Here is a 23,812-nt window from a genome sequence, read left to right on the forward strand (position 1 = left end):
TGACTGGATCGCATGGTTCTCGGCTACCTCGACGACATCATAGACGTGGATACCAGACTTGAACCACAGCAGACGGTCACTCGCTCCTTCGAAGTCGTCCGCCGAACAGTCCAGTCGTTCTGAGACCGCTACAAGCAGATGGTCAACGTCTGCATCACGCAGCTTCGCCAGCTTCTTTTCAAGATATTCGGGCGTCCAGAACCCCACGATTTCGAGAATCGCTCGTCGGCCATCGGGGTGTTCAAGCGCGAAGTCTGGAATCATCACCTCCGCACCCAGGTCTAGCACGTCGTCTTCTCGGAGTAATTCCCAGTCGGTGTTCGCCCGGTTCCACTTCTGGGCGAGCGTTCGTTCGACGTCGCTGTCAAAGTCACTCTGAGCGGTGTAGTGTGACGAGAGGCCCTCGGTATGGTCGAGGTCAAATGACAACGTCTCTCCCCTCTGGCTGTCTTCGTCGTTGAGAATTTCGGCGTGCATCTCCCAGCGGTCACATAACGGGAGCGCCGGGAGAAAGTTCGACAGCCGAATCCCGTACTTCCGTGACTGTGAGAACAGCGACGCAGGCCCATCCAATACTGCCTCATACCCATCGGCGGCGTCCGTCGTTGATACCCGGTTGCCGTCCGTGTCGATGGGATAGATACGGTGCATCAGCCCGAACAGTTTTACATAGCTGAACGCGGTGCCGAAGTGGTCCCAGACTCGGATCCGCATCTGGGTTGCGTCGTACAGGACTGCTTGCGCCAACGCGAGATTATACCGGGTGAGGAGCCACTCCACTGTGATGGTGTCCTCGGCGTACGTCTGCTCGCTATCACCCGTCAACCGCGTCGTCGCTGCTGACGCGTCTCCCCTGTCGTATTCGTCGGCCACACGGTCTCCGAACTGGACGAGCTGTTTGTTGTCCTCTAGGTCCGCGTACATTCCTTGATGGCACTGTTCAAGCGAGATCCCTAACCGGTCGGCCACAGCAGTGTACACATCCAGCCAGTGTGCATCCTCACCCAGTGTGGGCTGGCGGACAATTGGATACGACTCGTTTGCCTTCTCGAATAACTGCTGGCGGATCTCTCGCGGGTCGGCTGCGGCGACCGTCTCGAACTCGCACTCGTCTTTCAGCAATTTCGCCAGCCCTTGGATGAGTTTGTAGTCTGTATCCGCGATGGTGAGTTCGTCGATCGTTTCCTCAAGCTCGCCTTTTGACTCCCCGAGATGGTCCTCGAATACCTGAATGAGTTCCGCTGCTGTCTCTCGATACTGTGGTTCATCTGTATCGATGAATAGCGGCGTGACTGTTCCGTCTCGCGTCCGCGAGCGGGCGAGGTCAGCTGTCAGCATTCGTTGTCACCCCCTGGCGGCGGCGCTTGGAGACGTACTGCTCCATCGTGTCGTCGGTGATGAGTTCGTAGAGTCGGGCTGGTTCACGGTCTTCTGTGGGGCGGAGAATGCGGCCGAGACGCTGAGCGTACTGGCGTTTCGATGCACTCCCAGAGAGAATAATCCCGACGTTCGCTGCAGGGACGTCGATTCCTTCGTCAAGCACCTGTGACGTGACGAGCATCGAGTACTCACCTGTTCGGAACCGTTCTAGGATTTCTGTGCGCTCGTCTGTCTGGGTCTGGTGAGTGATACAGGGGACGATGAACTCCTGAGAGATGTCATAGGCAAAGTCGTTGTTTGCGGTGAAGATGATGGTTCGGTCGTCGTAGTGGCGTTTCAGTAGGTTGTCGAGGGTGTCGAGTTTCTTCTCGGCGGTGCGGGCGATTTCCTCGGCACGTTGCTTGGCGATGAGAGCGCGACGACCGTCCGGGTCGTAGGACGTGCGTTTGAGGAATTCCTGATAGCCGTCCTGTTTCCAGATATCGACGTCGTGATTGTCTAGGTAGTCGCGGTAGATCTGGTACTCGTCGTCGTACTGGTTGCGTTCTTCGGGTGTGAGGTCAACCTTCAGGTGGATGGTTTCGTATTCGCTGAGGTACTCTCCGGCGAGTTCGTCGACGTTCTCCTCGTAGACGACGGGGCCAATCAGGTCTTCCAAGACGTTGTGTTCCCCATCAGTGCGTTCGTAGGTCGCAGTCAGGCCGAGCCGGTACGGGGCAATCGTCATTTCCGGGATTTGCTGGTAGGTTGGGGCCGGGAGGTGATGGACCTCGTCGACGACGAGCAGGCCGAACTGGTCGCCGTACTCGTTGATGTAGCGATACGCAGAGTCATAGGTTGTTACTGTGATGTCGGTGACGTTGTGGCTGCCGCCGCCAAGTACGCCAATCTCGTGGGGGAGTTGGTCACCGAAGGCGTTGGTGAGGGTGGCGTGCCACTGGTTCAGCAGGTCAATTGTTGGGACGACAACAAGGGTACTGACGGCAGCGTCAGCAATGGCTTGGACAGCAAGGAACGTCTTGCCACTCCCCGTCGGGAGGACAACGCTGCCACGGCGGTCGTGGTCGGTCCAAGCAGCTAACGCGGCCTGCTGGTAATCACGGGGTTCGATAGCAACAGCAGGCGTGAGATCAAGATCACGGTAGGCGCGAGCGTCATCGTGGAGGGACTCGTCGGTGTGTGAAGCCTGATTCAGCGTGGCTTGCCCATCGGGGCCCTGTGCCCATTGGCAGAGGTCTTGATAGTGGAGGGCACGCGCTCGATACTCGTCGACGCGGTCATCCCAGTCCGCGTAGGGAACTGAATTGGGCGCGTCTTCGAGCAGGAGAGTGCCATCATCGAACGCGAGACGCATTTGGGGTGTGGTACGCATTTCGCGGTACTTGTCCTTGCGGGACTACAGGTACAGTAGCATGCCATAGGGTACATTTCAGGCTCTCTTAGGGAGATACCAAGCCCGTACGTCGGTTAAGGTGGGAGATTAGTGGAACAGCAATGTCACGGCTCACGACCGCGTGAGGTGAGTAGCCGGTCGAATAGAACGAATTCCATGTGCATGAATCGAGAATGCCACGAAGAGTTCCTCATTCGGCTGAACACGCTTAATTAGACAGTGCCCCCTCGGCAAAATTCTGTTGGGGTCAGTACTACCGCATATACACATTTAGCAATTCAGCGTTCAAGAATGATCAGCACTTGCAGAAGTCAACGGGGCCAAGCAATCAAATATGCCGGTAGCGAACAGCGAGGCGACATGCTTCCTGATGACCTCTCTGTCGATCAAGACAAGTTACTGACGTGGCAGACCGAGTGCTGGCAGTGCGGTGAGCAGACGCCAATAGTCTGGCCCCGCGACGACCATCTCAACACCCCTATTGGCGGCGTGCTTGCAAAGTACGATACTCCTGTCGAACGTGTCTACAGCAACACGCTTGAAAAAGAGGTGTGGGGAAACGTCTGCCAGCACTGCGAGGCATACCAAGGAAACCACTACATGGAACAAGAGGCGGTTGCGATTGACCCGCCGTTCGTGGAGTGCCCGAATTGTGGCGAGGAACATGAGTGGCGGCCAGACGAGGGATTTGGCGCTGCTTTTGGCCAGGGCTGGGTCTCCTGTCCGGAGTATGGCGACGTGCCTGTCGGCGATCCACGCAAAAAGTGACCGAGAGATGTCCGACACAGCTTTTTATGCCCGGGGTGGCAAAGGCTACGCAACCAAGGTAGGCTAACCGCACGACGTGCCTAGTCGTCGGGGATGCCTCTGGACGGTGAAATAATTGGTTTCACCGCCGAGGATGGCTAGTCCCCGACGGCAAGAGAACCCGATCAACCATCTGGTTCTCGCGGGCCCATGACCTAATAGCTTTCGCCCTCAGCCGTGGCTCCGTGGCTCTCTTGGCCGAGAGTCACCAGCGGCTGTCCTCGAACGCGAACGGTCTCGGGTACGACGACTAACTCGGGAGTCGTCAGCACGCAACTTCCCGGACAGACGCCCTATGTCCGGACACCACACCACCTGGCTCGTCGGCTGCTCGACCTGCGACGAGCTCTGGCTCACCGCCGCCGGCCGCAAGACCACAGACTGCCCTCGCTGTCGGACCACCTACAGGACTCGCACGCTCCGGAAGTTCGCCGAGGACACGGACCGCGACGCACTCATCGAGAAGCGCACCCAGATCCTCTCCAGCCGGAGCGACCCACGTGCTCGCGACCAGTACCGCGCCACCGTTGACGACGCTCTTACCGACTACGACTCTCTCGAGGACGCCGCGCAGTCGTCGCTCATCGACGAGGCGGCAGTCCGCCGTCATATTGGCGCTGACGACGCCGCCGATCTCCGCTCCGCCAACGATGAATCGACGACGTCCTCCTCATCTTCCTCGGGGATGGAGGAACCGGAATCCGAGCACACGAACTCCTTCGACCCCCTTGGAATCCCACTCCCCGTGGCCGCCGACTCTGGAATCTCGCGTATTCCGCCAGAGCAGGACGGCCAGACGGATCTCTCGACGACGGTTGTCTATCGTGGGCTCCAACCCCAGATGCGGCGCTGGATTCCCAGCCTCCTTGAGGACCTTCTCCCGACGCTCACCGCTGCCGTCGCCCAATGGACAGTCGACCAAGATACTCTCACCCTCGAGGATGCGAATACCGAGGGTATCGCGACGGCGCTGCTCGACAAGCTTGACATCGACCCGGGGACCGTCGAAATTGATGGTGATCGCCAGGCTCCGGTCGAAGTCCGCGCGTGGGTCCGTGACCTCGTGGCGTTCACCGTACGTGCCGTCGAGGAAGACGTCACGATTAATGATGCCCCAGAGTCGCTCACGCGGATCGGCACTGGCCGTGGGTTGCTCAACGCTGGTCGTGCAGCGCTCCGAGCTGGCCCGGTTGCACTCCTCGATGTGCTTGAGGTGACGCCACAGGTCGCTGCGACGCTCAATGAGGGCGAGTGGGTTGGGACACGCAAAGAGACGCGCGCCCGGTCTCTCGGCGCGCTGGACAGCCTCTCGGACGCCCTGGACATCCAGTTGGTGTTCTCGACACCACGCATGGAGTCACTCCTCGTCGAGGACCACCCAGACTGGACGAGCCGCCATCTCAATCTTACCGAGGACGCAGATACCTCCTACCCATCTAAGACCGACACAGCTGCCGGAGAGGACGCGGCACTCGCACGAGAGGCGTGGGACATCCTTCGTGAACGCGAGTGGTCAGGCACGGGATACACGCGTATCCTCGGGAATATCCCAGCGTCTGGGGCAGCTCGTGGTGACCTCGCGGCTGACGACGATGTGAGTCTCTCCGAGGGCAGCATCTACGCGTACGTCGACGACCTCGCAGCGGCTGGGTTCGTCACTATCGACGACAGCACACGCCCCAGTAGGGTCGTCCTAACGGAGCTTGGTGCGTCTATTGCCGACTACGTCGACGCTAAGGGATCTGTGCAGAACCCCGTTCAGGCCAGTCTTACTCAGTCCCCCAACCGTGGTACAAGTGAGTGTACTCCCCAGCACCAACAAGACCCGCCCGGGGACTCCCACCGGCTGGGCGACGACCGCGTCTCTGCCGCCGAGTCGTTCCTCGCGAGGACTGGTGACGTCAGCGAGGACGGCTATACGCGGTTCCTCGGTCGATACAGCGGTGGTACTGCGCCTCGAGAGATTGAGCCGGCGACACTTCATCACCAATTACAGGCCGGTCGCTGTACGGAGGGAGTGTCAGTCGTAGAGGACGCGAACCTACAGAAATTCGATGATGGGCGTGTTTCGTACTTGTCTGGTGGGCCATCCTTCGATGACGATGTTGCAGTCGTCTTGGAGTGGGGGAATCCGCTGGGGACGTTGGCACGTCTCGTTGGAACCTTACTTGGGTCGCGGGCGTGGAGTAAGATTCTCCGTCGGAGCCGTCTGGGGAGTAGTCTCGAGAACTTGTGGGCGGGCGCGGACCAGTTCGACTCGGCGCTTGCGGACGTCGCGAAGTTCGGCGCGCAGATGGGGTGGATGAGTTCGCGTGAGGAAAGCGACTACCTGTCGTACCGGGAGCGCCTCGAGGCTGTTCGGTGTTCGCTCCTGGAGGATGTCGGACGATTCGATGAACTAGACTACGAGCAGCGGTCGGCACTGTTGTCGAAGCTGATTGGGTTGGCGACGACGGCGACGACGTTGTATCATGCTGCTGGCTATGATTTGACGGTGCATCTTCGGGTGCCGGATTCGAAGCAGTTGCGTCGCGACGATGACCGGTATGGTCGGTTCCTTGCGTTCTTCCGGTCGGTGGTGGCGAAGCAAGGCGTCTATCGTGGACCTGATGGCGTGCATTCGATTTATCGGATGCAGCGTGAACGGCGCTCGGAGAAGTTGAAGCGGCGGCTGGGATATGAGATTGACCCGGGAGATCCACGGGCGGAGCTGACGTGTTCGTGGGTAGTCGCCGTCGACGGGACAGGTGGCGAGGTCGCCAGTGATATCGAGGACGCGCTATGTGTCGAGGATCACCGGGTTCGTGAGCGGATTCAGGAGGGGGCTGAGGAGGCAGCGGTGATGGACGTGCCGGTAGTCGTAGCGAATGGAGCGGAGACGACGCGGCGTATCGTTGAGGCGTTCGCGATGAGGAAGGGGTTCAGCGCTGGGGCACGCCAGGACCTCGACCGGCTCGTGAATGTGATTCACGCCGCGCTTGGGACTCGAGATCGTGCGCCGTCGCCGTTCGATGTAGCGGCAGTAATGCAGGCGTTAGAGTCGAAAGATGAGCCATCGGACGAGTTGGATGTAGGGGCGTTAGCGAGAGGGATCGCGACGCTACCAGCGAATCGGCTGTTGCCGTCGCTATTCGACGAGGGTGAGCGGCCGAAGCTGGCGCTCCAGAAGATGGTGAGGGCACTGCTGGAGAGTGATGGGGCGGTTTCTCGTGGGGATCTCGTGGATGTGTCGTCGCAGAATTCGGTTGACCGGTATCTCCAACGGTTGCGGGCGCTGGATATCGTCGAACGGGTTGGGCCTGGGGAGTACAGGGCGTACTTGGAGCCGTGGTGGGTGTCGGGGAACGGGCAGAGCGAGCCCTACAGTGAGGCGTATGATGGAGAGATTGCAGCGACCGGGCTGGGGGATGGGCGGTGGGATGCGGTGTTGCTTGGTGCTGCTCGCGAGCTTGGAGCGGACACGGCGAGTGCGGCGTCTGTCGAGGCGTTTTCCCAGCCAGTGGTGTTCGAGGAGGTGCTTGAGGCGCATCCTGTCTTGGAGCAGTACGAGCACATTCTGCGGGTGTACGTTGACGGAGTTGAGGAGGACGACGAGGAGGTGGTGGCGAGAATCGGGTCACCACCACCCGGCGCGTCACCCGGACAGCAGACGCTTATGGGAGCGCTGGCTGGCGATTAGCTGGTTGGCGGACGTGAGTAAGACGCAGTACGAATCTGGTTGGGGGATGCGAGTAAGAGGCACAGGGATGCAACCTTTTTGACGCCCGACTGTTTCGAGGCGGATATGTCTGATACGTCTGCGATTCTCGATGCCCTCCACGGAATCGCATCACGCCTCGGTGCGGATATGAGCGAGAAAGACGTGGAGAACGCCTTCCTCAACGAGAATTTCTACACGCTCCTCGGCTACGATGGTGCGGGCCACGACCTCCGTAGCGAGTGGACACTCCCCGACGACCGCCGTCCTGATTACGTTACTCTCGACAACAACGAGTCCGTCACAGCAGTCTACGAGTTCAAGACCACAGACCGCGACCTCGGCCCCCACGAAGACCAACTGTTCCACTACGTTGATCAACTCAAAGCCGACTACGGCGTCCTCACCAACGGAGACGAACTCCGCCTCTACCGTCGTGACGGCCACTCTCGTATGGAACGGGTATTCCTCGAAGACGCGACGAAAAGTGATGCCGCCGACCTCGAAGCAGCGCTCCAGAAACCAGAGTGGGACATTACCGATCCTGAGAGCGTCACCGACTTCCTCGACCGCCTCGATGAAGTCGAACTCGACGGCGAACTCGGGCGACAAGACTTCTTTGAGACCTTCCGGTTGGAGGAGGACAGTCCATTCGCCAACCTCGTGACGGCAATGATGGACTTACTTGTAGAACTCCGCGACGAACAGGAGGCGAAGTTCGTGGAAGGTGCGTATGACTTCTGGGAGGCCAGTTACGCCAGCGAACCAGACAATACACCCGACTCGTGGGAACCGTTCATCGACGACCAGCAGTCGCTCCGCGACTTCATGTTCTGCTTGGAGTCCGGCCACGCACTCCTCGCTCGGCTCCTTTTGGCGAAGGCCACCGACGACCACGATTTCTTCCCCGACAGTACGGGTCTTCGGCGGTACTTCGATGAACTCGGCGGCTTCAGCGGCTCCATCGAGTTGGACGCCTACCCGATTGCGGCCAACGGCATGATCGAGGACATGCGTAACCACCTCGTCCAGAGCCTCTTCGAGGACGACATCTTCATCTGGTGGACAGACGGCTACGGCAAAGAAACTGCCAGCCAACACAAGAACCCATACAGCCGCTTCGAGTCTGTCGCAAAAGAGGGAAGCGACGTTAGCCGAGTCAGTCCTGCGACCCGAGAACGGTTCAGTCGCGCTATCGCTCACGTCTCGTTTGCGGTACTGAAATTCGACTTTGCGCAGGTTGAGGGCGACCCGCTGGGTAACCTTTACCAGAAGTACTTCGACCCGGATACGCGGAAGGCACTGGGGGAGTTCTACACGCCAGAGCCCGTCATCGACTACATCATGGACGGCGTCGAATACGACGTGGGCGTCTCTGAGGAGCGCATTATCGACCCGTCCTGTGGTTCCGGGACGTTCCTCGTGGAAGCCGTGAACCGTTACCTCGACGACGTGCGCCGGTATAATGACGAGCCCGATTGGTCGGAACACCTCACCGAACTCTGTACGACGCCGCATATCGTCGGGTTGGACATTCACCCGTTCGCGGTGTTGATGGCACAGATTCGCTTCATGGTCGCTATTCTCCCCGAGTACAAGGAAGCGAAACAGGAGGACGATGAGTTCACCATTCGACGGCTCCCGATTTTCCGGACGGACTCCTTGCGAAACGAGCGAGAACTGACGGGCCTCGATCTCGGTGACGACGACCAGACGCAGATGACGTTTGACTCCATCACCGAGGACAATCAAGACGTGAAGATTCCTGTGCCACTTCCCATTGAGGTCGATGAAAGCGAAGTGGCAGACTCGGAATTGGAGGATGGATTCCTCGTTCAACGGGTTCGTATGCCGAAGTACGACACGGCGAAAATGAACGCCGGCGTCCGGAACTTTGGGGAGTACTACGCCGCACTACAGGGCGTCTTGGACGTGGTAAAATTCCACATGCGGGAAGGATGGTGGGAGTACGGTGGAGGCCTCGAAGAGGGTATCCACCGTTACACAACCCGTGACTACGATGGAGTTGAGGATTTCTTCGAGCCATACGTCAACGATATTCTGGCTACGGTGCGCTACCTTCGAGAAGACCATGGCGACGGACGGCTGTTCAAAATGTTTGAAGATACAGTCTTGTCTTTAGTCGTGAAAAATTATATGAAGTATGATTATGTTGTGGGGAATCCGCCATGGGGAGGCATTCTGTTAGGTAGTCGGGGAGCATTAGGGAATGAGTCTCTCCGCGATCAGTTGAGAGAACAGTATGACTCTGCCTACGGGAGGTATGATATCTATGTCCCATTTATCGAACGCGGGGTTGATTGGCTACGTGAAGATGGTAATTTAGGATACATTACTCCCAACCGATTTATGAAGCGCAATTACGGGAAAGAGACTCGTCGTATCCTGTTGGAGAACACCAAGTTAGACACTATTGTTGACTTCGGGGATTATGATGAGATGTTCGATAATGCGACTAACTATCCCTGTATCCTGATTACCGAGAAAGAGAGCGTGTCTGAATCAGAGTTTGAATTCGTTACGTTCCAAGACGAAGTTCACGAGCGATCGGTTGATACGGTTATGGAACATCTTCGAGAGAGTTCTGTACCTTGGATTAAACGGCACAGGTTGAATCAGGCAAAACTAACAACAGACTCCTGGTCGCCTGCCAAGGTTCTCGCATCAGACATTGTCCAAAGTGTCAGAGATGGCCCCGGACAGCGGATTGGGGAACTGTACAACGCCAGTCAGGGATGTACAATTGGCGGGAAAGGGTGCGAAGAGATATTTGTTTTATCGGAGGAGGAGGCGGAGAACCTGAATTTGGAGGAGGACTTGTTGCAGAACGTACTGAAAGGCGGAGATATTGAGAAGTGGTCGGAACCAACACAAGACAAGGTTCTCATATATCCATACGACGACAACGGCGATGTTGTTGATCTGGAGGACTATCCAGAGACGCACACCTATCTATCTGAATACCAGAAACGGTTGGAAAGCAGAGAATTAGACGGGAAGAACATTACAGACTGGAACAAGGAATGGTACGAACTATGGCGACCCCGTGATAGGGACGTTCTCGGTAGCCAGAAAATCATCACGCCCCGTCTTTCAACAGAAAATTGCTTCGCGGTCGATCTGGAGAAGCATTTCCTGTTAGATTCGGCAGTTGGGATGATGTGTCCGGAGACACATTACGAGTATCTACTTGGATTTCTGAACTCAACTTGGAGTCAGTTGTACGTCAATAGCGAGAGCACGTACGTACAAAACCGATACTGGAACTACAGCCAAACCGTAATTGAGTCCCTTCCAATAGTGCCGCCTGAAGATGCAGTTGGCTCAGAGGCCTATGATAGTATTGAGGCGGCTGTCAAAGAACTCCTCAAATATCGAGATCTGCGGGAGCGTATTGATGGGTTCCCCACAACCTATCTTGATGATTCAATGGAGATTGATTGGGTTGATTATACTTGGCAGACAAAGCGGTCGTCGGTTGACCCGACAATTAACGAAGAGGATGGAGTAATCAGCGTAGATGCGGGACGTACTGATAGTATCCGAAATGCCTTGATTAATACGGAGACGAAGGCGGAGTATATCCGAGAAGCGGTAGAGGAAATGAACGTAGATAGTGGAGAGAGCATTTCGATTCCTATCCCTATCAGCGATACTGAGGTACAGAACGTAATGTCCGAACTGAACAATGATAAAGTCACGTTTGATACGGACGAAATAACCAACCTGGAGAACGAGATTGACGAAGCGGTCTATTCGCTTCTGGAATTAGGCCAAGATGAAAAACAGACAGTTCAGGACTGTCTTGACTTGTTCTAACTCTCAGTATCTTTATCCGGTTGCCAGAAAAAGCAACTCGAAATGACGCTTCGTGAGGAGTTATCTGAATACGCCGAACGCTCTGCGGGGCTTATTGAGGACTCCCCGCAGATGGATGAGGAGAACACCAAGCGGAAGATCATCGAACCGCTGATTGAACTCCTCGGGTGGGATATTCTCTCGTCAGACGTCGAGCTTGAGTATTCTGTCCAGATGGGGTCGGGGACGAAGAAGGTCGATTACGCGCTCAAACGGGAAGGGACGCCAGTTGTCTTCGTGGAGGCAAAGGGATGTGATACGCCCCTCGACCAAAGCCACGAGAATCAGCTGAAAAGCTATATGCGTCAGGTCGGGGTCGATTGGGGCCTCCTTACGAATGGACGGAAATTCGAGATATTCCGCCGTGACGTATCCAGCAACCGGCCTAACGAAATCTCTCTCGCGGAGTTCTCCATCGAGGATGTGCCAAACAACGAAGACCCTCTAAAGGCACTCTCGCAGGAGTATATCGACTCGGGGGAGTCACGACAGATTGCCGAGAAGATCGAAGCGGTACAGAACGCAGTCGCTTCACTTCGGGAGAACAAGGAAACCCTCGCAGAAGATGTGACGGGAGAGGTTACGGAGGTCGCTGGTAATGCTGTGTCACAGCAAGTTGAGGATGAAGCGAAAGCCTTCGTCGATGATTTGGTCGAGACGCTGGAAGAACAGGCCCACCGGACGGCAGTTGTTCAAGACCCTCCGGGAGGTGACGGATCAGAGGATGGGGAGTATGTGATTCGGCTTACTCGAAACGGGAGAAACGTCTTTCGAGTGGCTGAGGACGTCCAATCCGAGGCAGTTAGATCACTCGTGAACTACCTTATAGGAGAGGAGGGGCTTCTTAATGAGATCGACATACCCTACATTCCTGGTACAGGACAGGGAAGTCGAGCGCTTCTCAACGACGAACCTACGCATCCGAACGGTTCGGAAATGCGGGGACAACAGAGAGTGTCGGGTGGCTACTACTTACTCACGAACCTAAGCTCTGAAGACAAAAAACGATACGTATCAGAACTTCCCGAGAAGGTGGGTCTGGAGATCGAGTTCTCCGACAATTGGTGACTTGAGTCAGTTCTTCGACCGCCACAGTATCCGAGAGGGAAAACTTCCCTCCGGAAGCGCAACAGCCCGGTTGATATCCCACGGGGACGCTACATCGAGGGGTGACCTGTTGGAAAATTTTCGCCCCTCGACTGTGGGCCGGAGTCCCGCATCGCGGCTCGTCCACACCGGAGAGATGAACTTCCAGCTATTGATACCGCCCCAATCGTTAACGCCCAACAGGCCGATGGGATACCCTTCCGCTAGGCTACGTAGGGATCCGGTCGCTCACGGCGTTCCTCCTTACACTTGACCGTTTTGTACATGGGAATCTCCCCGTAGTTGAGCGCGGCCTGTCGAAGCTCCTACCGCTCGGAGACGGTGAGGTGGTCCTGCGGCTTCTGCCTGTTCCCGATGGAGAACGAGCGGTCAAGTTCCTATTCGTCTTCACCGTACTCGCTGTGCCGCCACCTAAATTATGTCAAAAATAGGTCAAATCTCCGTGTCGGCGAGCCGTCCATCGAGCGCGAATATCCGAACACCGTTGAGATACGGCTGACGACGCTGCGCATCACGGACCTCACGGAGACCGAGGCCGACCTCACCAAGGCGTTCGTTCCGGTCGCCGTCGACGACGTCCGCGAGGGCCTGGCGAGCTACACCGAAACGGTCGAGCACGCCGAGGAGCTGGAGGCGAAGATCGAGCGCACGGTCGACCTCATCGAGGAGACGTAGCCTCTGTGTCGTCGCTATTCGCCGTCGCTAGCCGGGGACCGTCTTTGTGATCTCTACAGGCGGTTCACGTTACGCTCTTCACCTGGACTGCGTGAGGACCGTAGTCCAAGCTCCCGGTTGAGTTTGCCCTTGTTGAGTCCATACTATTCCGGGATTCGTGCTCACGAGGACACTGGCATGGACCTCAACTTGTGGAAGCCCACGTATTGATCGCTCGAACACCCGAATCGCGGCTGCCGTCGTGTGAACGAGATAACGCGGTTCGTGTGCATATTCGGGAAACGGATTCTCGTCGCGTGTGACCCCGAGGGTGGGGGAGTGATGAGGAGATGTTCTTCGTGGAAGTGAACGAGGTAGTCAGGGGTTTGTGGGCCTGATATCGATGTGGGCACTCTGGTAACAGAACACGAGAGAAATGTGAGGCCCTTGTCTAATTTCTCAGTTCTAATAATCAGGGCGATACAACTATAAGAGGAAATCAAAACAGAATATCTATCCGGAGTTATCCGGGCCTATTGACACATGTTCGAATTTATTAACGACGGGGACGAGCGCGGTCAGGTGGGGATTGGGACGCTCATCGTGTTCATCGCGATGGTGCTGGTCGCCGCGATCGCTGCGGGCGTGCTCATCAACACGGCCGGCTTCCTCCAGTCTAAAAGTCAAGCGACTGGTGAGGAGGCCTCCTCACAGGTGTCGAATCGTATCAGCGTCGTCTCCGCATACGGCAACGTGAACAGGTCGGGGAGCCAGAACGTCGTTGAATTCGTCAATCTAACAGTCCGTCAAGCGGCTGGTGCTGGCAACATTAATCTCTCGAAGAGTACGATCCAGTGGATTGGGCCGGATGATGCAACAACCCTCATCTATGCACCAAAAACTAATGGCGAGACAGGAGAGTACACGCTGAACGAGAGTAGGTTTGGAACTGAACAGATCAAGGCGGATGGAGACCGATCTCGGGTTCTTGTCGATTCATCCGACCGGCTCGAAATCGTTATTTGGGCCGGTAATACGAGCGGTGGATTCACTAACGGGCTTCCGGCCGGATCTGAGGTGCAACTTACAATCACCACACAGTTTGGGTCGAAAACAAGCTACTGGGTCAACATCCCTGAGTCGCTCGAAAGCAAAACCGCTGTCAAAGTCTAGTCTACCGGACCATCGGCAAGTTCCGAGATAGGTATTAGTTATATTCTATTTCTCGTAGCGTTTCAGAGAAATTGTGCGGTGTGTTTTGGATTGGTGGCCTTAGCCACACCTGCCACAACCAACCGGCCAATTGAGCCCTTCTGGTGGTTTCTGAGTAATCGCTAGGGCGTGTCGGTCGGTTTTCCGGTGGGGGCGGTAATGTATTCTTGGAGATCTTCGATTGCAGTTTCAAGATCGTTTATCCGTCGCCTGACTTGAGTCAACTGCCGCGTATCGGTGGTTGCGTTCCGGTGGGCATCTGCTACCGCAGTGAGTCGTGTTTCGATCATCGACAGCGCTTCGTCATACGTCTCCCAGTCTGGCTTTCGGTAGAGTGTTGGATTCACATATTGCTTCGATCGCGGGTTTGGACAGTCAACACGGAGTTGGACCCCACGGAGGTCGGATTCCATGTTCATGAAACGCTTCACAATACGATCCTCTGACTCATCGTCAAACTGGGGGTCGTCCTGGACCCTCCGCTTGAGCTGTTGGACGACCTCCCAGCTGATTTCAAGGCGATCATAGTACGGATTCTCCTCTAATTCGGCTGCACTGTAGGCTGGCCGATCAACGAGCGGGTAACTATCCAAGGAGTGATTGCGGTCGTCGACGATGCGATACCAGCGTCGTCGATCGCTGAGCAACCAGACTGAGAGTTCACGCCCGTCTAGCTCGTGGGAGTCGGTCCCCGGCATAAGAAAGGGAATGAGAAGCCGTTGATCGTATTCCTCGAGGCCGGGGTCAGTGATTTTCTGGTGCGCATTCCCAGCGTCGGATTCAATATCGAGGTAGCCGGTTTTACCGACGAGCGGGTCAGGGGTGTTGACACCATCCTCGGTGATATAGAGGGGTTTGACCGGGACACTCTGGACGGTTACATCACGGATTTCGCCGCCATCAATAGCTTGAGTCTTGGTTGCTGGTTTAATGTAGAGTGAGTCGTCGTCAGGGCAGGTTGCATGGAGTACTGTGTCATCGGACTCCGGGGCGAGTGTGACTAGTGGGGATGGTGAGTCCGTGTCTGTTACCTCAGCGGTCGTGGTGACGGGGGTGTCGGACGTTGTGGGTTGCCAGCTGACGGTGAGGACTGTTTCAGGGGGAATTGTTTTGAGGAGTTCGTGGTCCCGGAGATTGGATAGGGAGTTTTCGACGCCGTCGAGTGGGGATTGGGATTGAGTGAAGGGGGTTGTCATTACGTGGGGGTTTGGACTAATTTGGTAAAAGCTTGTTTACGATTCCGTTTAGTATAATAGACGGTTCCGTTTGTTTTGTTCGACACTTCGATAAGAGTAATAATGCGGCGTAAGAGGACAGAGACAATGAGACAGCCCGGAGACTGGATGCAAAACCCCACTGACGACCGCATCCTCGAAGTTCTCGACTCCGGGCTTGAACTCGGCCCCGCCGCAATCGGCCACAACATCGACCGCTCACGATCCTGGGTAAGTCAACGCCTTAGTGTCCTCGTTGAACACGGGCTCGCAACCCAAACAACATCTGGATACTACGCAATTACTGAGGACGGACGCCGCTACCTAACCGGGGAATTCGACGCCAGCAACCTCGATAATTAGGTTCTTGATTCTCGCTTGGGTTCAATCCCATGACCGCTCAAGTTGGTCTGCTTGTAGGAAGTCCAGCAGATTTACCAAATTGGGCCTTGTTTAGACGCGTAAATTCACGGTTGTGAGTGGCTGACGCTGAGTTCGATGTTTCTGACAGCGCATTTCAGCACGAGTTCGCGGAACTGACCAAACCACGTTCGAGCGCGAACGATCTCGCCGTATTTTCGGCGTAACGCGAAAAATATGGATTCTGCGTTCGAGCGTTGATGGTAGATCGTATCATCTTGCAGAAGGTTGTTAGCGATGCCGTGCCAGCCAAATTCGCGGTGCTTGATCACCGGTTTGACGCCTTCAGCTCGTAATCTTTGGCGAAGCAGCCACCAGTCGTAGCCTTTGTCGGCTGTAAGAATGTTCAGTTTGTCGAGGTTCCGTTTGACCATCTGCCAACCGATTTTCGAATCATGCGGTTGTTTCATCGAACGTATGTGTTTACCCCGAGGTCTCGACAGCCGGCACAGCGTGAGCCCGTGAGATCATATCATTGCTGCTGACGACTCGACGAAGCTCTTCGTATGGATTGCGTCCCTGCTGGCGCCACGTCGCCAGCAGGGACAAGATCGTCTCGTGAACGAACATTCCTCGGTCATTACGGAGCGTTCCGATGATTTTCCGGAGAACCACTGGTTCACGAAGCGCGTTCTCTGCGGCATTGTTCGTCGGAGAGACCGCTGGCTCACCGACGAAGGTGAGCCAGTGGTCAAGACCTCCTTCGATCTTCCCGAGCAGTGTTGCCACTGGTCCGTCGGGTACTGACCGTTCAATCAGCGATTCAAGCTCTCTTCGCGCCACACGCTGGAGGTCTGCTCGCTCACGGACTGTCAAGTCGCTCTCCAGCCGGGCCTGGAGAGCGACGTACACCTGTCTGAGAGCGTGGTAGATCGGTTCACCTTCTGCCTGCTTTTCCGCGGCGTCTTCAGCCTCTCGAAGAATGTGCGCCCAACACCGCTGGAGGTTGCTGCTGAAAGCTGGGTACGCCGTCCACCCGTCACAGATGACCGTTCCCGCGAAGTCCTCACCGAGGACTTCCGCGGGAACATCACTTCCACGACTCTCTCTGACCGCGTATAACGTATGCTGAGCGGTCTTGAACGTCCAGATCCACGCCTGCTCACCCTCACGTTTGATACCTGTTTCGTCGATATGAACCACGTCGGCATCTTGGATCTCTTGACGGATCTGGTCGTACTCACAGCGACCGGCGCGCGCAGCGCGCTCGGTCGCGTGCCACGCGGATGCACCCGAGAGTTCGAGTCCATGCAGTTGCTCGAAGCGGTCAGCGATCTTCCGGTAGGGAAGGCGATGATCGTACCGTGACAGAGCTGATTGAGCGATGACGTTCACCCCGAACTGCCCCTCATCGGGGCAGTCGGGGTGAGCCGCAACTGTCTCTGTTCCACAGGAATCGCACTGGTAGTAGTGGCGGTTGTACCGGGTGATTTCTGGGGGCTGCGGATCAGGAATCTCCTCGACGAGTCGGGGGCTGACGCCCACCGACTCGTCGAAGTGGTCGCCACACTCAGGACAACAGTCACAGGTGACTTCGATTTCTTCGTCGGGATCAGCTGTAGAACGCCACTCCGGATCGTGACCGTCCTTTCGACCAGGAGTACCGCCATCAGTTCGGACATCGTCGTCTTCGTCGTCCTGCGAGGTCGGGGACTCATCGGTCCCCGACCGTCGCTTGCTGGGTGGAGTGTGCGGATTCTCGTATTTGCGAAGACGTGTTTCGAGTTCTTCGACCCGCTCGTCTTTCTCTTGCAACTTCTCTCGGAGCTGTGTGTTCTCTTGTTCAAGCTCTTCGACTCGTTGTTCAAGTTGCAAAAACCGGGAGAGCAACTCGTCCTTGGTGAGATCATCTCCGTTCACAGATCCCACCTTCCAGTACAGACAGCGGAGGCAACGGGATGGGCTCCGCGACGGAGCCCATCCCTGTGGATCATCACGAACCTCCGCTGCCAGCTCATACAGCCCGATTTGTGCGCCTCCTATGAGATGGTGGCGAAATCAGCTCGGGCTAAACACATACCATCGAACAATGTATATCGAGGATCACACCAGTCTTGCAATCACTGAGGAGCGTCGTTTTCACCGCCTCGAACGTGTAATTCGTGCGTTTTGCGTAGTGTTGGCTGGCAGCTATCCGGTCCATGCCGGTTGCGTCAATCGCCTGGACATCGCCGAGATCGTGCAACTCCGCCGACAACCGCAGCAGGACGCGCCAGATTCGCATTTTAAGATCCTGCTTGCGCGTACACACGGTCGTGAAATCAGGCAGTTCAGCCACCGCTAGACCGAGTTTCTCAACAATTCCATGCATCTCGTGAAGCACGTCCAGCAGCCGCCGATACGTGTGATCAAGGTACTCGCGGAGGCCGTGAATTGCCACGATCACCCAGTCTGCGTAGCCATTTTCACCTTCTTCGAACGCTGGATCCGGCTCGCCGACGACGGCTTTTTGAGCAAGCGACACAACCCGATCAGTGAAGCGGGCGAGTTTGCTGGACACAAACTCCTCTTCCCGCTTCACTTCCTAGTAAGTTAGACATTTAGCCGCTCTTACTAGCGTCTAAACACGGCCCCAAATTGACAAATAGATGGCTAGTATGGCCCAGGCCGCCAATCAAGAACTTGTTGACCTTTTCGAGGAGTTCTACCGCCGATACTACAGCGACGACGTCGCGGAGCTCGCCCGCGAGTACCCCCGCAAGTCGAAGTCCCTCGAACTGGACTGGGGTAAGCTCTACCAGATGAACCCCGACCTAGCCGACGACTACATCAACCACCCCGACCAGCTCCAGGAGGCCGCCGAGGAAGCCCTCCGGCTGTACGACCTCCCCGTCGACGTCAGCCTCGGGCGGGCCCACGTTCGGGTACACAATGTCTCTGAGACTGTCCCGATGGAGGACATCGATTCAGGAACAATCAACACGCTCGTTTCGGTGACAGGGACTGTCGACACAGCACATTCTACCCAGAGTATCGTTGAGCGTGCTGTCTTTGTCTGCCAACGCTGTGGGATGGAAACTGAGGACCCACAACCTGGACACACTGACGGAGATCTCCAGCAGCCGTATCAGTGCGAGTCCTGCGAACGTCAAGGCCCATTCAAACTCGACTCTGACCGATCCGAGTGGGTTGACCAGCAGAAATTCAAGCTCCGTGAATCCCCGATCGGGGATAAGAACGGCAAAGACATCGAGAGTATCCTCGCATTCGCCGAGGACGACATTGCAGGGACCGTTGATCCAGGCGACCAAATTACCGTAGTCGGTGTCGTCCGGATGAAAGATCCCGGTGAATACACCGCAGCCTCAATCTCGGATAAGTACATCGAGGTGAGCAGCATCGAACCTGCCGACTCTCTCGAAGAGATCGAGATTTCCACGTCAGAGGAACAGCAGATCACGGATTTGGCGAATACCAGTGATGTTATCGAGCGACTGTGTGCTTCGTTTGCGCCGTCGGTCCACGGCTACGAGGAACAGAAGTTAGCCCTTCTTCTGCAACTCTTCGGTGGTGTCGACAAGGACCTCCCAGATGGCGCTCAAATCCGGGGCGACATCCACGTCTTCCTCGTTGGAGACCCCGGCTCGGCGAAGACACGGCTACTGCAGGCGACGACGAAACTCGCGCCGAAAGCGCTCCGAACGAACGGCACGCGGACGACGAGTGCGGGGTTAACCGCAGCAGCTACACGAACGAGTGACGGGACGAGCGCGTGGGAGCTCGAGGCGGGACCTGTCGTTCTGGCTGACGAAGGCCATCTCGCAGTTGACGATCTTGATCATATGCCTGAGGAGGTGAGTGCCAACCTCTACGAGCCGATGGAAGAACAGACGGTTTCGGTCTCGAAAGGCGACGCCAACGATGTCCTCTCGGCCCGCACATCAATCACAGCGGCAGCGAACCCGAAGTACGGGCGGTTCGACCAGTACGAACCACTAGGTGAACAAATCAATCTGCCGCCCGCCCTGATGTCGCGGTTCGATCTCATCTTCACTCACATCGATAGTGTGGACGAGGCGGGTGATTCGGAGGTCGCGTCGCATATTCTCGACGTAAACCACGTCGGTGAGCTCCGGGCTCAGAATCTGTCTGCGGAGAGTGAGACGGAGGATGATCTTCGGGAGTCTGTTGAGCCGGAGATTGAGCTTTCGCTTCTCCGGAAGTATATCGCGTACGCTCGGCGGAACTGCTTCCCGACGTTGACACCAGAAGCCATTCGTTCTAGTTTAGTGGCGGCCAAAGCCGAACTCACCTCGTTCAACCTGCTCACGTAACCGATCTCTGTGTGGATTTGGATTTCGTGATGCCCACAGCAACAGTTCGTCCAAATCCGGCAGTTCGTAGCCCAACTCGACCATGAGATACAGCTGGATCAGATGAGCGTGCCGTTCAACGGCTAGCGAACAGCGACGGCGAGGGAGCCGCGACGCCGACTCGTCGGCGTCTGCGGCGGCTTCGACCTCACGCTGTCTTGCCTCAAGCGACCGTAACTCATCCACGATCACACGACTCATCATCAACGAAATTGCCGCCATGATGATCAGCGCCTCAATGATGTAGGCGTCGGTCGTGTTGATCTCGTCCAGGCCGAACCGCGACTTCAACTCCTTGAACAGCAGTTCGACCTCCCAGCGCGCCCGATAGAGCTGCGCGATATCGGGCGCGCTGTAGTCGTCGTTGCCGAGATTCGTCAGATACAGATGGTACTCTTCGGTCTCCTCGTTGCGCAGGCCGACCAGTCGAAACGTCCGGGTCGCGCTGGCGCCCGACCCTCGTTTGCGCTCGAATGAAAGCGTGATGCGGACGTCGATCTCCTGTCGCTGCAGGTCGTCGAGGACGGCCTGCAGCGACTCTCCTTCCAGCGGAATGCTGTTGCCTCGCCAAGTCCGCAGTTCTTCGACAATCTCGAAGTTCGCGTTGTCCTTGACGCGGGAGACGAACCAGCCGCCGTTCTGGTCGATACGATCGAACAACCAGAAATCGTAGAAGCCCAAATCAAGCAGGATGAGGGCGTCAGCTACCCACTCTCCGGTGGGTAGCTGACTCCGTTCGTGAGTCGTGCCGTCGGTTGTGCGGAACCGTGTTGGAAGACCTGTCGAGAGTGACTCGATGAGGTGGAGTTTCAGTTCAGCCTGGTCTTCGCCGGTTGCGGCGTAGACATCAGCGGCGTCTTGATACAGCGAAACAATAGTCGCGTCAGCAATGAGGACGTCTCGAAAGCGTTCGAGACGTCCGCTCAAGTCGGCTCGTCCAGTATCGAGATTCTCGATAGCATCATCGAGAATCTCTCGAAGGAGTGCAACGAACCCCGGTTCGAACCAGTCGTGGAACGCCGCGTAAGAGAGGTCGTCGCAGTCAGCCATCTCGACATAGCGTTCGAGAAATGCTTGCAGAGAGCGGTCTGAGCCAGCAGCGAAGCCAAACGAGAGTGTGTAAAACAGCGCAACGATGTCGAACTTCCGCTCACGCTCAACGAGATTCGTTGCGCGAGCGCGCTCGCGCAACTCATCAGAGGGAAACGCTCTTTGAATTCGGTCAACAACTACCGAGTCCGGTGGAGAGTACACACTTCCCACCGGGTTCCTCAACCGGGTAGTTGCGACGATATCTAATCAGCAGATAGCGACAGGATTCTCCACTAAACTAGAACGGATGCACCAGAAGCAAAGGAGACTATCGAGGAGTTTTACGTAGATCTGCGGTCGAACGGGGCGGACGAAGATGCTCCTGTGCCGGTTTCAGCAAGACAGCTCGAAGCGATTGTTCGGTTGGCAGAAGCCTCCGCCAGGATGCGTCTCTCCGCCACTGTTGATCAGGAGGACGCTGACCGTGTCGTTGAACTCGCCCGGAGTGCGCTTCAGGATATCGGGGTTGATCCTGAGACTGGTAGCTTCGACGCTGATGTTGTTGAGCAGGGGAAATCCGGTGAGCAGATTGAGACTGAGGACGTGATTTGTCGTATTGTCGGCCAGCTTGAAGAGGAATATGATGAGGGCGCACCAATAGAGGCAGTTGTTGATTATGCCAAGGAGGCGGGTATATCCGCTGAGAAGGCCCAGCACATCCTTGAGAAACAAAAGGAAAAGGGAGAGATGTACCAGCCCAACGCGGACCACCTGCGTTCAATCTGAAAACCCCCGTCGCAGCGGGTCATATTAGACCGAGTATGAGCTAACGGCTGTATTTGGGTTTACGTCAGGTACCTCCGTTTTCACCAACCGCGGGAATCGGGTCGTCATAGATGTCGAACTTGTAGATGCCGTTCAGGTAGGGTTCGCGGACGTCAGCGTCGTAGTTCTCGTATTTCTTTTGTTTGTAGACTTGGTCTTCGGTGTCGCCGTCGGTATTCGAGTCGCCGCGAATCCGCTTCTTTCGTACCTTGTCCGGGATTGCATCCTCGTGGAGCTCTGTATGCCCGACGCTGTGGGCGTTCGTGAAGTAGTGTCGCGCTTGGTGGAATGTCACTTTTTGGGCGGTATCCAATCCGTTATCCCAGTAGATTGAACGCCAATGCTTTGTGCGACATCGCCGACAATGAAACCGCCGCCCTGGCTTATCCGCATCTGCAAGATTCTCCTCAATAAGATCCTCGCCGCACGTGGGACACTCCTTGAGTTCCTCTTCCTTGGCGAAGTTTTGGATACTATCCACATAGTAGCTTTTAAGCCATAGTCTCTGGTGGACTGTGGATTTCGTTGCGCGGCGTGCATCAGCACACGTCGTGAAAACCGGATGGACTATGTGACCGTGCGTTGGTGGGCGGACTAAGAGCCATCCGAGTAATGCGGTCTTCAACTCGGAATCGAGCGGCAGAATTGACCCACCCTCCTCTTTGCGCTTATTACCCCGCTCGCGGACCTCACCCTCGGTTTCTGGTCCTGGTCGTTCCTCGTTTGGAATCTCCGTACCCTCATTGAACTGCTCGTAGATGAGAATTGTATCTGGCCGATCTCTGATTCGCGGATCAAGGCGGACATCGTGCTCGTCGATAACCTCCCAGAAGAGCGGATGGTCGATATGGAGACACCGCAAATCAGTATTGAGGACTTCCCCCAGCCGCGTTCCGTGTTTGAGGCCACAGAGCCAGAGGGCACGGCTGAATGGCTGCGTAAGCCAGTTCACGAAGCGTTTCATTCGCGCGAACGGAATATGTGGGCGACCCGCGTCGAAATCATGGGTCTCCCGGAACTCTGAGAGTGGACGAGTTACCGGATTTCCGGCAATCGCATTCTGTCGCTCAAGCTCGTTATAGAACTGGCTGAGGAAGCCAAGCCGATCCGCAGCAGTACGATCATTTAAATCCGGATCTTGCTTGAGGACGTTGTCGCGGAAGGATCTAACATCGTCTTCGACGGCATCTCGGACATCTCGAATATCGGCGTCTACCTGCTCGGCTATCTTCTCAGTAAGATGCTGGTCAAACCGATAGAGCACCTGCTCTATCTCGTGGAGATGCTGATCAATAATGTCTCCTCGCTTCTGTTCGATGAATTGGCTGAGTGGTCGTTTCCGCCATTCTTTTTGCGCCTGTTCGCGGCGGCGTTCGCGCACCTCCGTATTGACACGAGAATAGTTGCGCTTGCGGTTGTTCTGGTCACTCATTGGTCTTTACGTAGCCACCATCGAACGCGGGTTCGACTTGGCCCCGTTCATTTAGCTCCCGCAACGCTGTTTCGATTGCTTCCAGTTGTTCTTCCTTAGTTCCGAAGACGGCTTTTTGGAGTTCGTCCTGCTCAAGTGCTTGACTCTCGTCGGTCGGAAGATTTGCGAGAAGTTTTTCTGTAATGTCGCTGTCTGGATTCTCCAATTCGTTGTCTACCGCAGAGGATCCATCTTGGCGAATGAGGTCATTAAGTGTCTCTGTGCTGAGTTTGTCGCTGGACTGGAAGAGAAGACGACCTGCTTCGAGTCGCTGGCGCACGTACTTGCTTCGAGAGAGTCCGAGTTCATCTGCTTCGGCACTAAGTTGGTCGACATATTCGTCTGGTAGTGAGGCCACGCTTCTACCCATATCTGCTCTACCTTACCGCAATAACATAATAATTTTGT

Annotated in this window: 15 protein-coding genes and 4 pseudogenes; 10 read left to right on the forward strand and 9 right to left on the reverse strand. The window is 56.2% G+C overall.

Going from position 1 to position 23,812, the window contains the following annotated elements:
* Together ACOZ32_RS13920 and ACOZ32_RS13925 are read right to left on the reverse strand one after the other, a co-directional pair.
* The coding region (locus ACOZ32_RS13920; RefSeq protein WP_424335336.1) for a DUF790 family protein at positions 1–1,338 on the reverse strand (1,338 nt) is incomplete at its 3' end.
* On the reverse strand, positions 1,325–2,734 hold the full coding sequence (locus ACOZ32_RS13925) for a DEAD/DEAH box helicase family protein (protein WP_424335337.1): 1,410 nt from the start codon (positions 2,732–2,734) through the stop codon (positions 1,325–1,327). The genes ACOZ32_RS13920 and ACOZ32_RS13925, both read right to left, overlap by 14 nt.
* Positions 2,735–3,133: 399 nt before the next feature.
* On the opposite strand from ACOZ32_RS13925, the gene ACOZ32_RS13930 reads away from it, so the two are divergent.
* The 6 genes and pseudogenes from ACOZ32_RS13930 to ACOZ32_RS13955 all read left to right on the forward strand — a co-directional run bounded on the left by ACOZ32_RS13930 (position 3,134) and on the right by ACOZ32_RS13955 (position 14,090).
* Entirely contained in the window at positions 3,134–3,541 is a 408-nt protein-coding gene (locus tag ACOZ32_RS13930; protein WP_049892649.1) for a hypothetical protein, read from the forward strand.
* 334 nt (positions 3,542–3,875) lie between these two features.
* Positions 3,876–7,259, forward strand: coding sequence for a DUF5817 domain-containing protein (locus ACOZ32_RS13935; protein ID WP_424335338.1), 3,384 nt, complete (start codon positions 3,876–3,878; stop codon positions 7,257–7,259).
* Between the two features lie 105 nt (positions 7,260–7,364).
* Complete coding sequence (locus ACOZ32_RS13940; protein WP_285253738.1) at positions 7,365–11,117, forward strand: Eco57I restriction-modification methylase domain-containing protein; 3,753 nt, start codon at positions 7,365–7,367, stop codon at positions 11,115–11,117.
* A gap of 42 nt (positions 11,118–11,159) precedes the next feature.
* The gene (locus tag ACOZ32_RS13945) at positions 11,160–12,224 is read left to right on the forward strand and encodes a type I restriction enzyme HsdR N-terminal domain-containing protein (protein WP_285253739.1); all 1,065 of its coding nucleotides are present in this window, start codon (positions 11,160–11,162) and stop codon (positions 12,222–12,224) included.
* 462 nt (positions 12,225–12,686) lie between these two features.
* A pseudogene (locus ACOZ32_RS13950) lies at positions 12,687–12,932 on the forward strand (restriction endonuclease); the annotation flags it as partial.
* Positions 12,933–13,460: 528 nt separating this feature from the next.
* Complete coding sequence (locus ACOZ32_RS13955; protein WP_285253741.1) at positions 13,461–14,090, forward strand: archaellin/type IV pilin N-terminal domain-containing protein; 630 nt, start codon at positions 13,461–13,463, stop codon at positions 14,088–14,090.
* A 161-nt stretch (positions 14,091–14,251) separates the two neighbouring features.
* Here ACOZ32_RS13955 and ACOZ32_RS13960 read toward each other — a convergent pair whose 3' ends face one another.
* Positions 14,252–15,325, reverse strand: coding sequence for a hypothetical protein (locus ACOZ32_RS13960; RefSeq protein WP_424335339.1), 1,074 nt, complete (start codon positions 15,323–15,325; stop codon positions 14,252–14,254).
* 126 nt (positions 15,326–15,451) lie between these two features.
* Here ACOZ32_RS13960 and ACOZ32_RS13965 point away from each other — a divergent pair, with 126 nt between their 5' ends.
* Complete coding sequence (locus ACOZ32_RS13965; protein WP_059059238.1) at positions 15,452–15,706, forward strand: winged helix-turn-helix domain-containing protein; 255 nt, start codon at positions 15,452–15,454, stop codon at positions 15,704–15,706.
* Between the two features lie 104 nt (positions 15,707–15,810).
* Here the strand turns inward: ACOZ32_RS13965 and ACOZ32_RS13970 are convergent.
* From ACOZ32_RS13970 to ACOZ32_RS13980, 3 genes and pseudogenes are all read right to left on the reverse strand, one after another.
* Positions 15,811–16,176, reverse strand: a pseudogene (locus ACOZ32_RS13970) (IS5-like element ISHmu1 family transposase); the annotation flags it as partial.
* A gap of 10 nt (positions 16,177–16,186) precedes the next feature.
* Positions 16,187–17,623 (reverse strand): IS66-like element ISNpe24 family transposase, encoded by a 1,437-nt coding sequence (locus ACOZ32_RS13975; protein WP_015298959.1) that lies wholly within the window; start codon positions 17,621–17,623, stop codon positions 16,187–16,189.
* A gap of 160 nt (positions 17,624–17,783) precedes the next feature.
* Positions 17,784–18,284: pseudogene (locus tag ACOZ32_RS13980) on the reverse strand (IS5/IS1182 family transposase); the annotation flags it as partial.
* A gap of 67 nt (positions 18,285–18,351) precedes the next feature.
* Here ACOZ32_RS13980 and ACOZ32_RS13985 point away from each other — a divergent pair.
* Positions 18,352–20,037, forward strand: a complete 1,686-nt coding sequence (locus ACOZ32_RS13985) for an ATP-binding protein (RefSeq protein ID WP_424335340.1) — start codon at positions 18,352–18,354, stop codon at positions 20,035–20,037.
* On the opposite strand, the gene ACOZ32_RS13990 is transcribed toward ACOZ32_RS13985, so the two are convergent.
* On the reverse strand, positions 19,990–21,339 hold the full coding sequence (locus tag ACOZ32_RS13990; protein ID WP_012289547.1) for an IS4-like element ISH5 family transposase: 1,350 nt from the start codon (positions 21,337–21,339) through the stop codon (positions 19,990–19,992). The genes ACOZ32_RS13985 and ACOZ32_RS13990 overlap by 48 nt on opposite strands.
* Positions 21,340–21,432: 93 nt before the next feature.
* Between ACOZ32_RS13990 and ACOZ32_RS13995 the strand changes: the two are divergent.
* Positions 21,433–21,606: pseudogene (locus ACOZ32_RS13995) on the forward strand (hypothetical protein); the annotation flags it as partial.
* A 105-nt stretch (positions 21,607–21,711) separates the two neighbouring features.
* Positions 21,712–21,894, forward strand: coding sequence for a DUF5817 family protein (locus tag ACOZ32_RS14000; protein WP_424335352.1), 183 nt, complete (start codon positions 21,712–21,714; stop codon positions 21,892–21,894).
* 64 nt (positions 21,895–21,958) lie between these two features.
* On the opposite strand, the gene ACOZ32_RS14005 is transcribed toward ACOZ32_RS14000, so the two are convergent.
* Together ACOZ32_RS14005 and ACOZ32_RS14010 are read right to left on the reverse strand one after the other, a co-directional pair.
* Positions 21,959–23,365, reverse strand: coding sequence for a hypothetical protein (locus ACOZ32_RS14005; protein WP_424335341.1), 1,407 nt, complete (start codon positions 23,363–23,365; stop codon positions 21,959–21,961).
* Positions 23,358–23,774, reverse strand: coding sequence for a hypothetical protein (locus tag ACOZ32_RS14010; RefSeq protein ID WP_424335342.1), 417 nt, complete (start codon positions 23,772–23,774; stop codon positions 23,358–23,360). Before ACOZ32_RS14010 ends, ACOZ32_RS14005 begins: the two co-directional genes overlap by 8 nt.
* Positions 23,775–23,812 lie beyond the last annotated feature (38 nt).

The organism is Halobacterium sp. MBLA0001 (genome assembly GCF_049705385.1).
Lineage (GTDB): Archaea > Halobacteriota > Halobacteria > Halobacteriales > Halobacteriaceae > Halobacterium > Halobacterium salinarum.

What these genes read in the sequence shown, in the direction of transcription:
- ACOZ32_RS13935 (WP_424335338.1), top strand. Translation starts at nt 3,876, where the DNA reads ATGTCCGGACACCACACCACCTGGCTCGTCGGCTGCTCGACCTGCGAC.
- ACOZ32_RS13925 (WP_424335337.1), bottom strand. Translation starts at nt 2,734, where the DNA reads ATGCGTCTCGCGTTCGATGATGGCACTCTCCTGCTCGAAGACGCGCCC.
- ACOZ32_RS13930 (WP_049892649.1), top strand. Translation starts at nt 3,134, where the DNA reads ATGCTTCCTGATGACCTCTCTGTCGATCAAGACAAGTTACTGACGTGG.
- ACOZ32_RS13985 (WP_424335340.1), top strand. Translation starts at nt 18,352, where the DNA reads ATGGCTAGTATGGCCCAGGCCGCCAATCAAGAACTTGTTGACCTTTTC.
- ACOZ32_RS14005 (WP_424335341.1), bottom strand. Translation starts at nt 23,365, where the DNA reads ATGAGTGACCAGAACAACCGCAAGCGCAACTATTCTCGTGTCAATACG.
- ACOZ32_RS13945 (WP_285253739.1), top strand. Translation starts at nt 11,160, where the DNA reads ATGACGCTTCGTGAGGAGTTATCTGAATACGCCGAACGCTCTGCGGGG.
- ACOZ32_RS14010 (WP_424335342.1), bottom strand. Translation starts at nt 23,774, where the DNA reads ATGGGTAGAAGCGTGGCCTCACTACCAGACGAATATGTCGACCAACTT.
- ACOZ32_RS13960 (WP_424335339.1), bottom strand. Translation starts at nt 15,325, where the DNA reads ATGACAACCCCCTTCACTCAATCCCAATCCCCACTCGACGGCGTCGAA.
- ACOZ32_RS13940 (WP_285253738.1), top strand. Translation starts at nt 7,365, where the DNA reads ATGTCTGATACGTCTGCGATTCTCGATGCCCTCCACGGAATCGCATCA.
- ACOZ32_RS13955 (WP_285253741.1), top strand. Translation starts at nt 13,461, where the DNA reads ATGTTCGAATTTATTAACGACGGGGACGAGCGCGGTCAGGTGGGGATT.
- ACOZ32_RS13965 (WP_059059238.1), top strand. Translation starts at nt 15,452, where the DNA reads ATGAGACAGCCCGGAGACTGGATGCAAAACCCCACTGACGACCGCATC.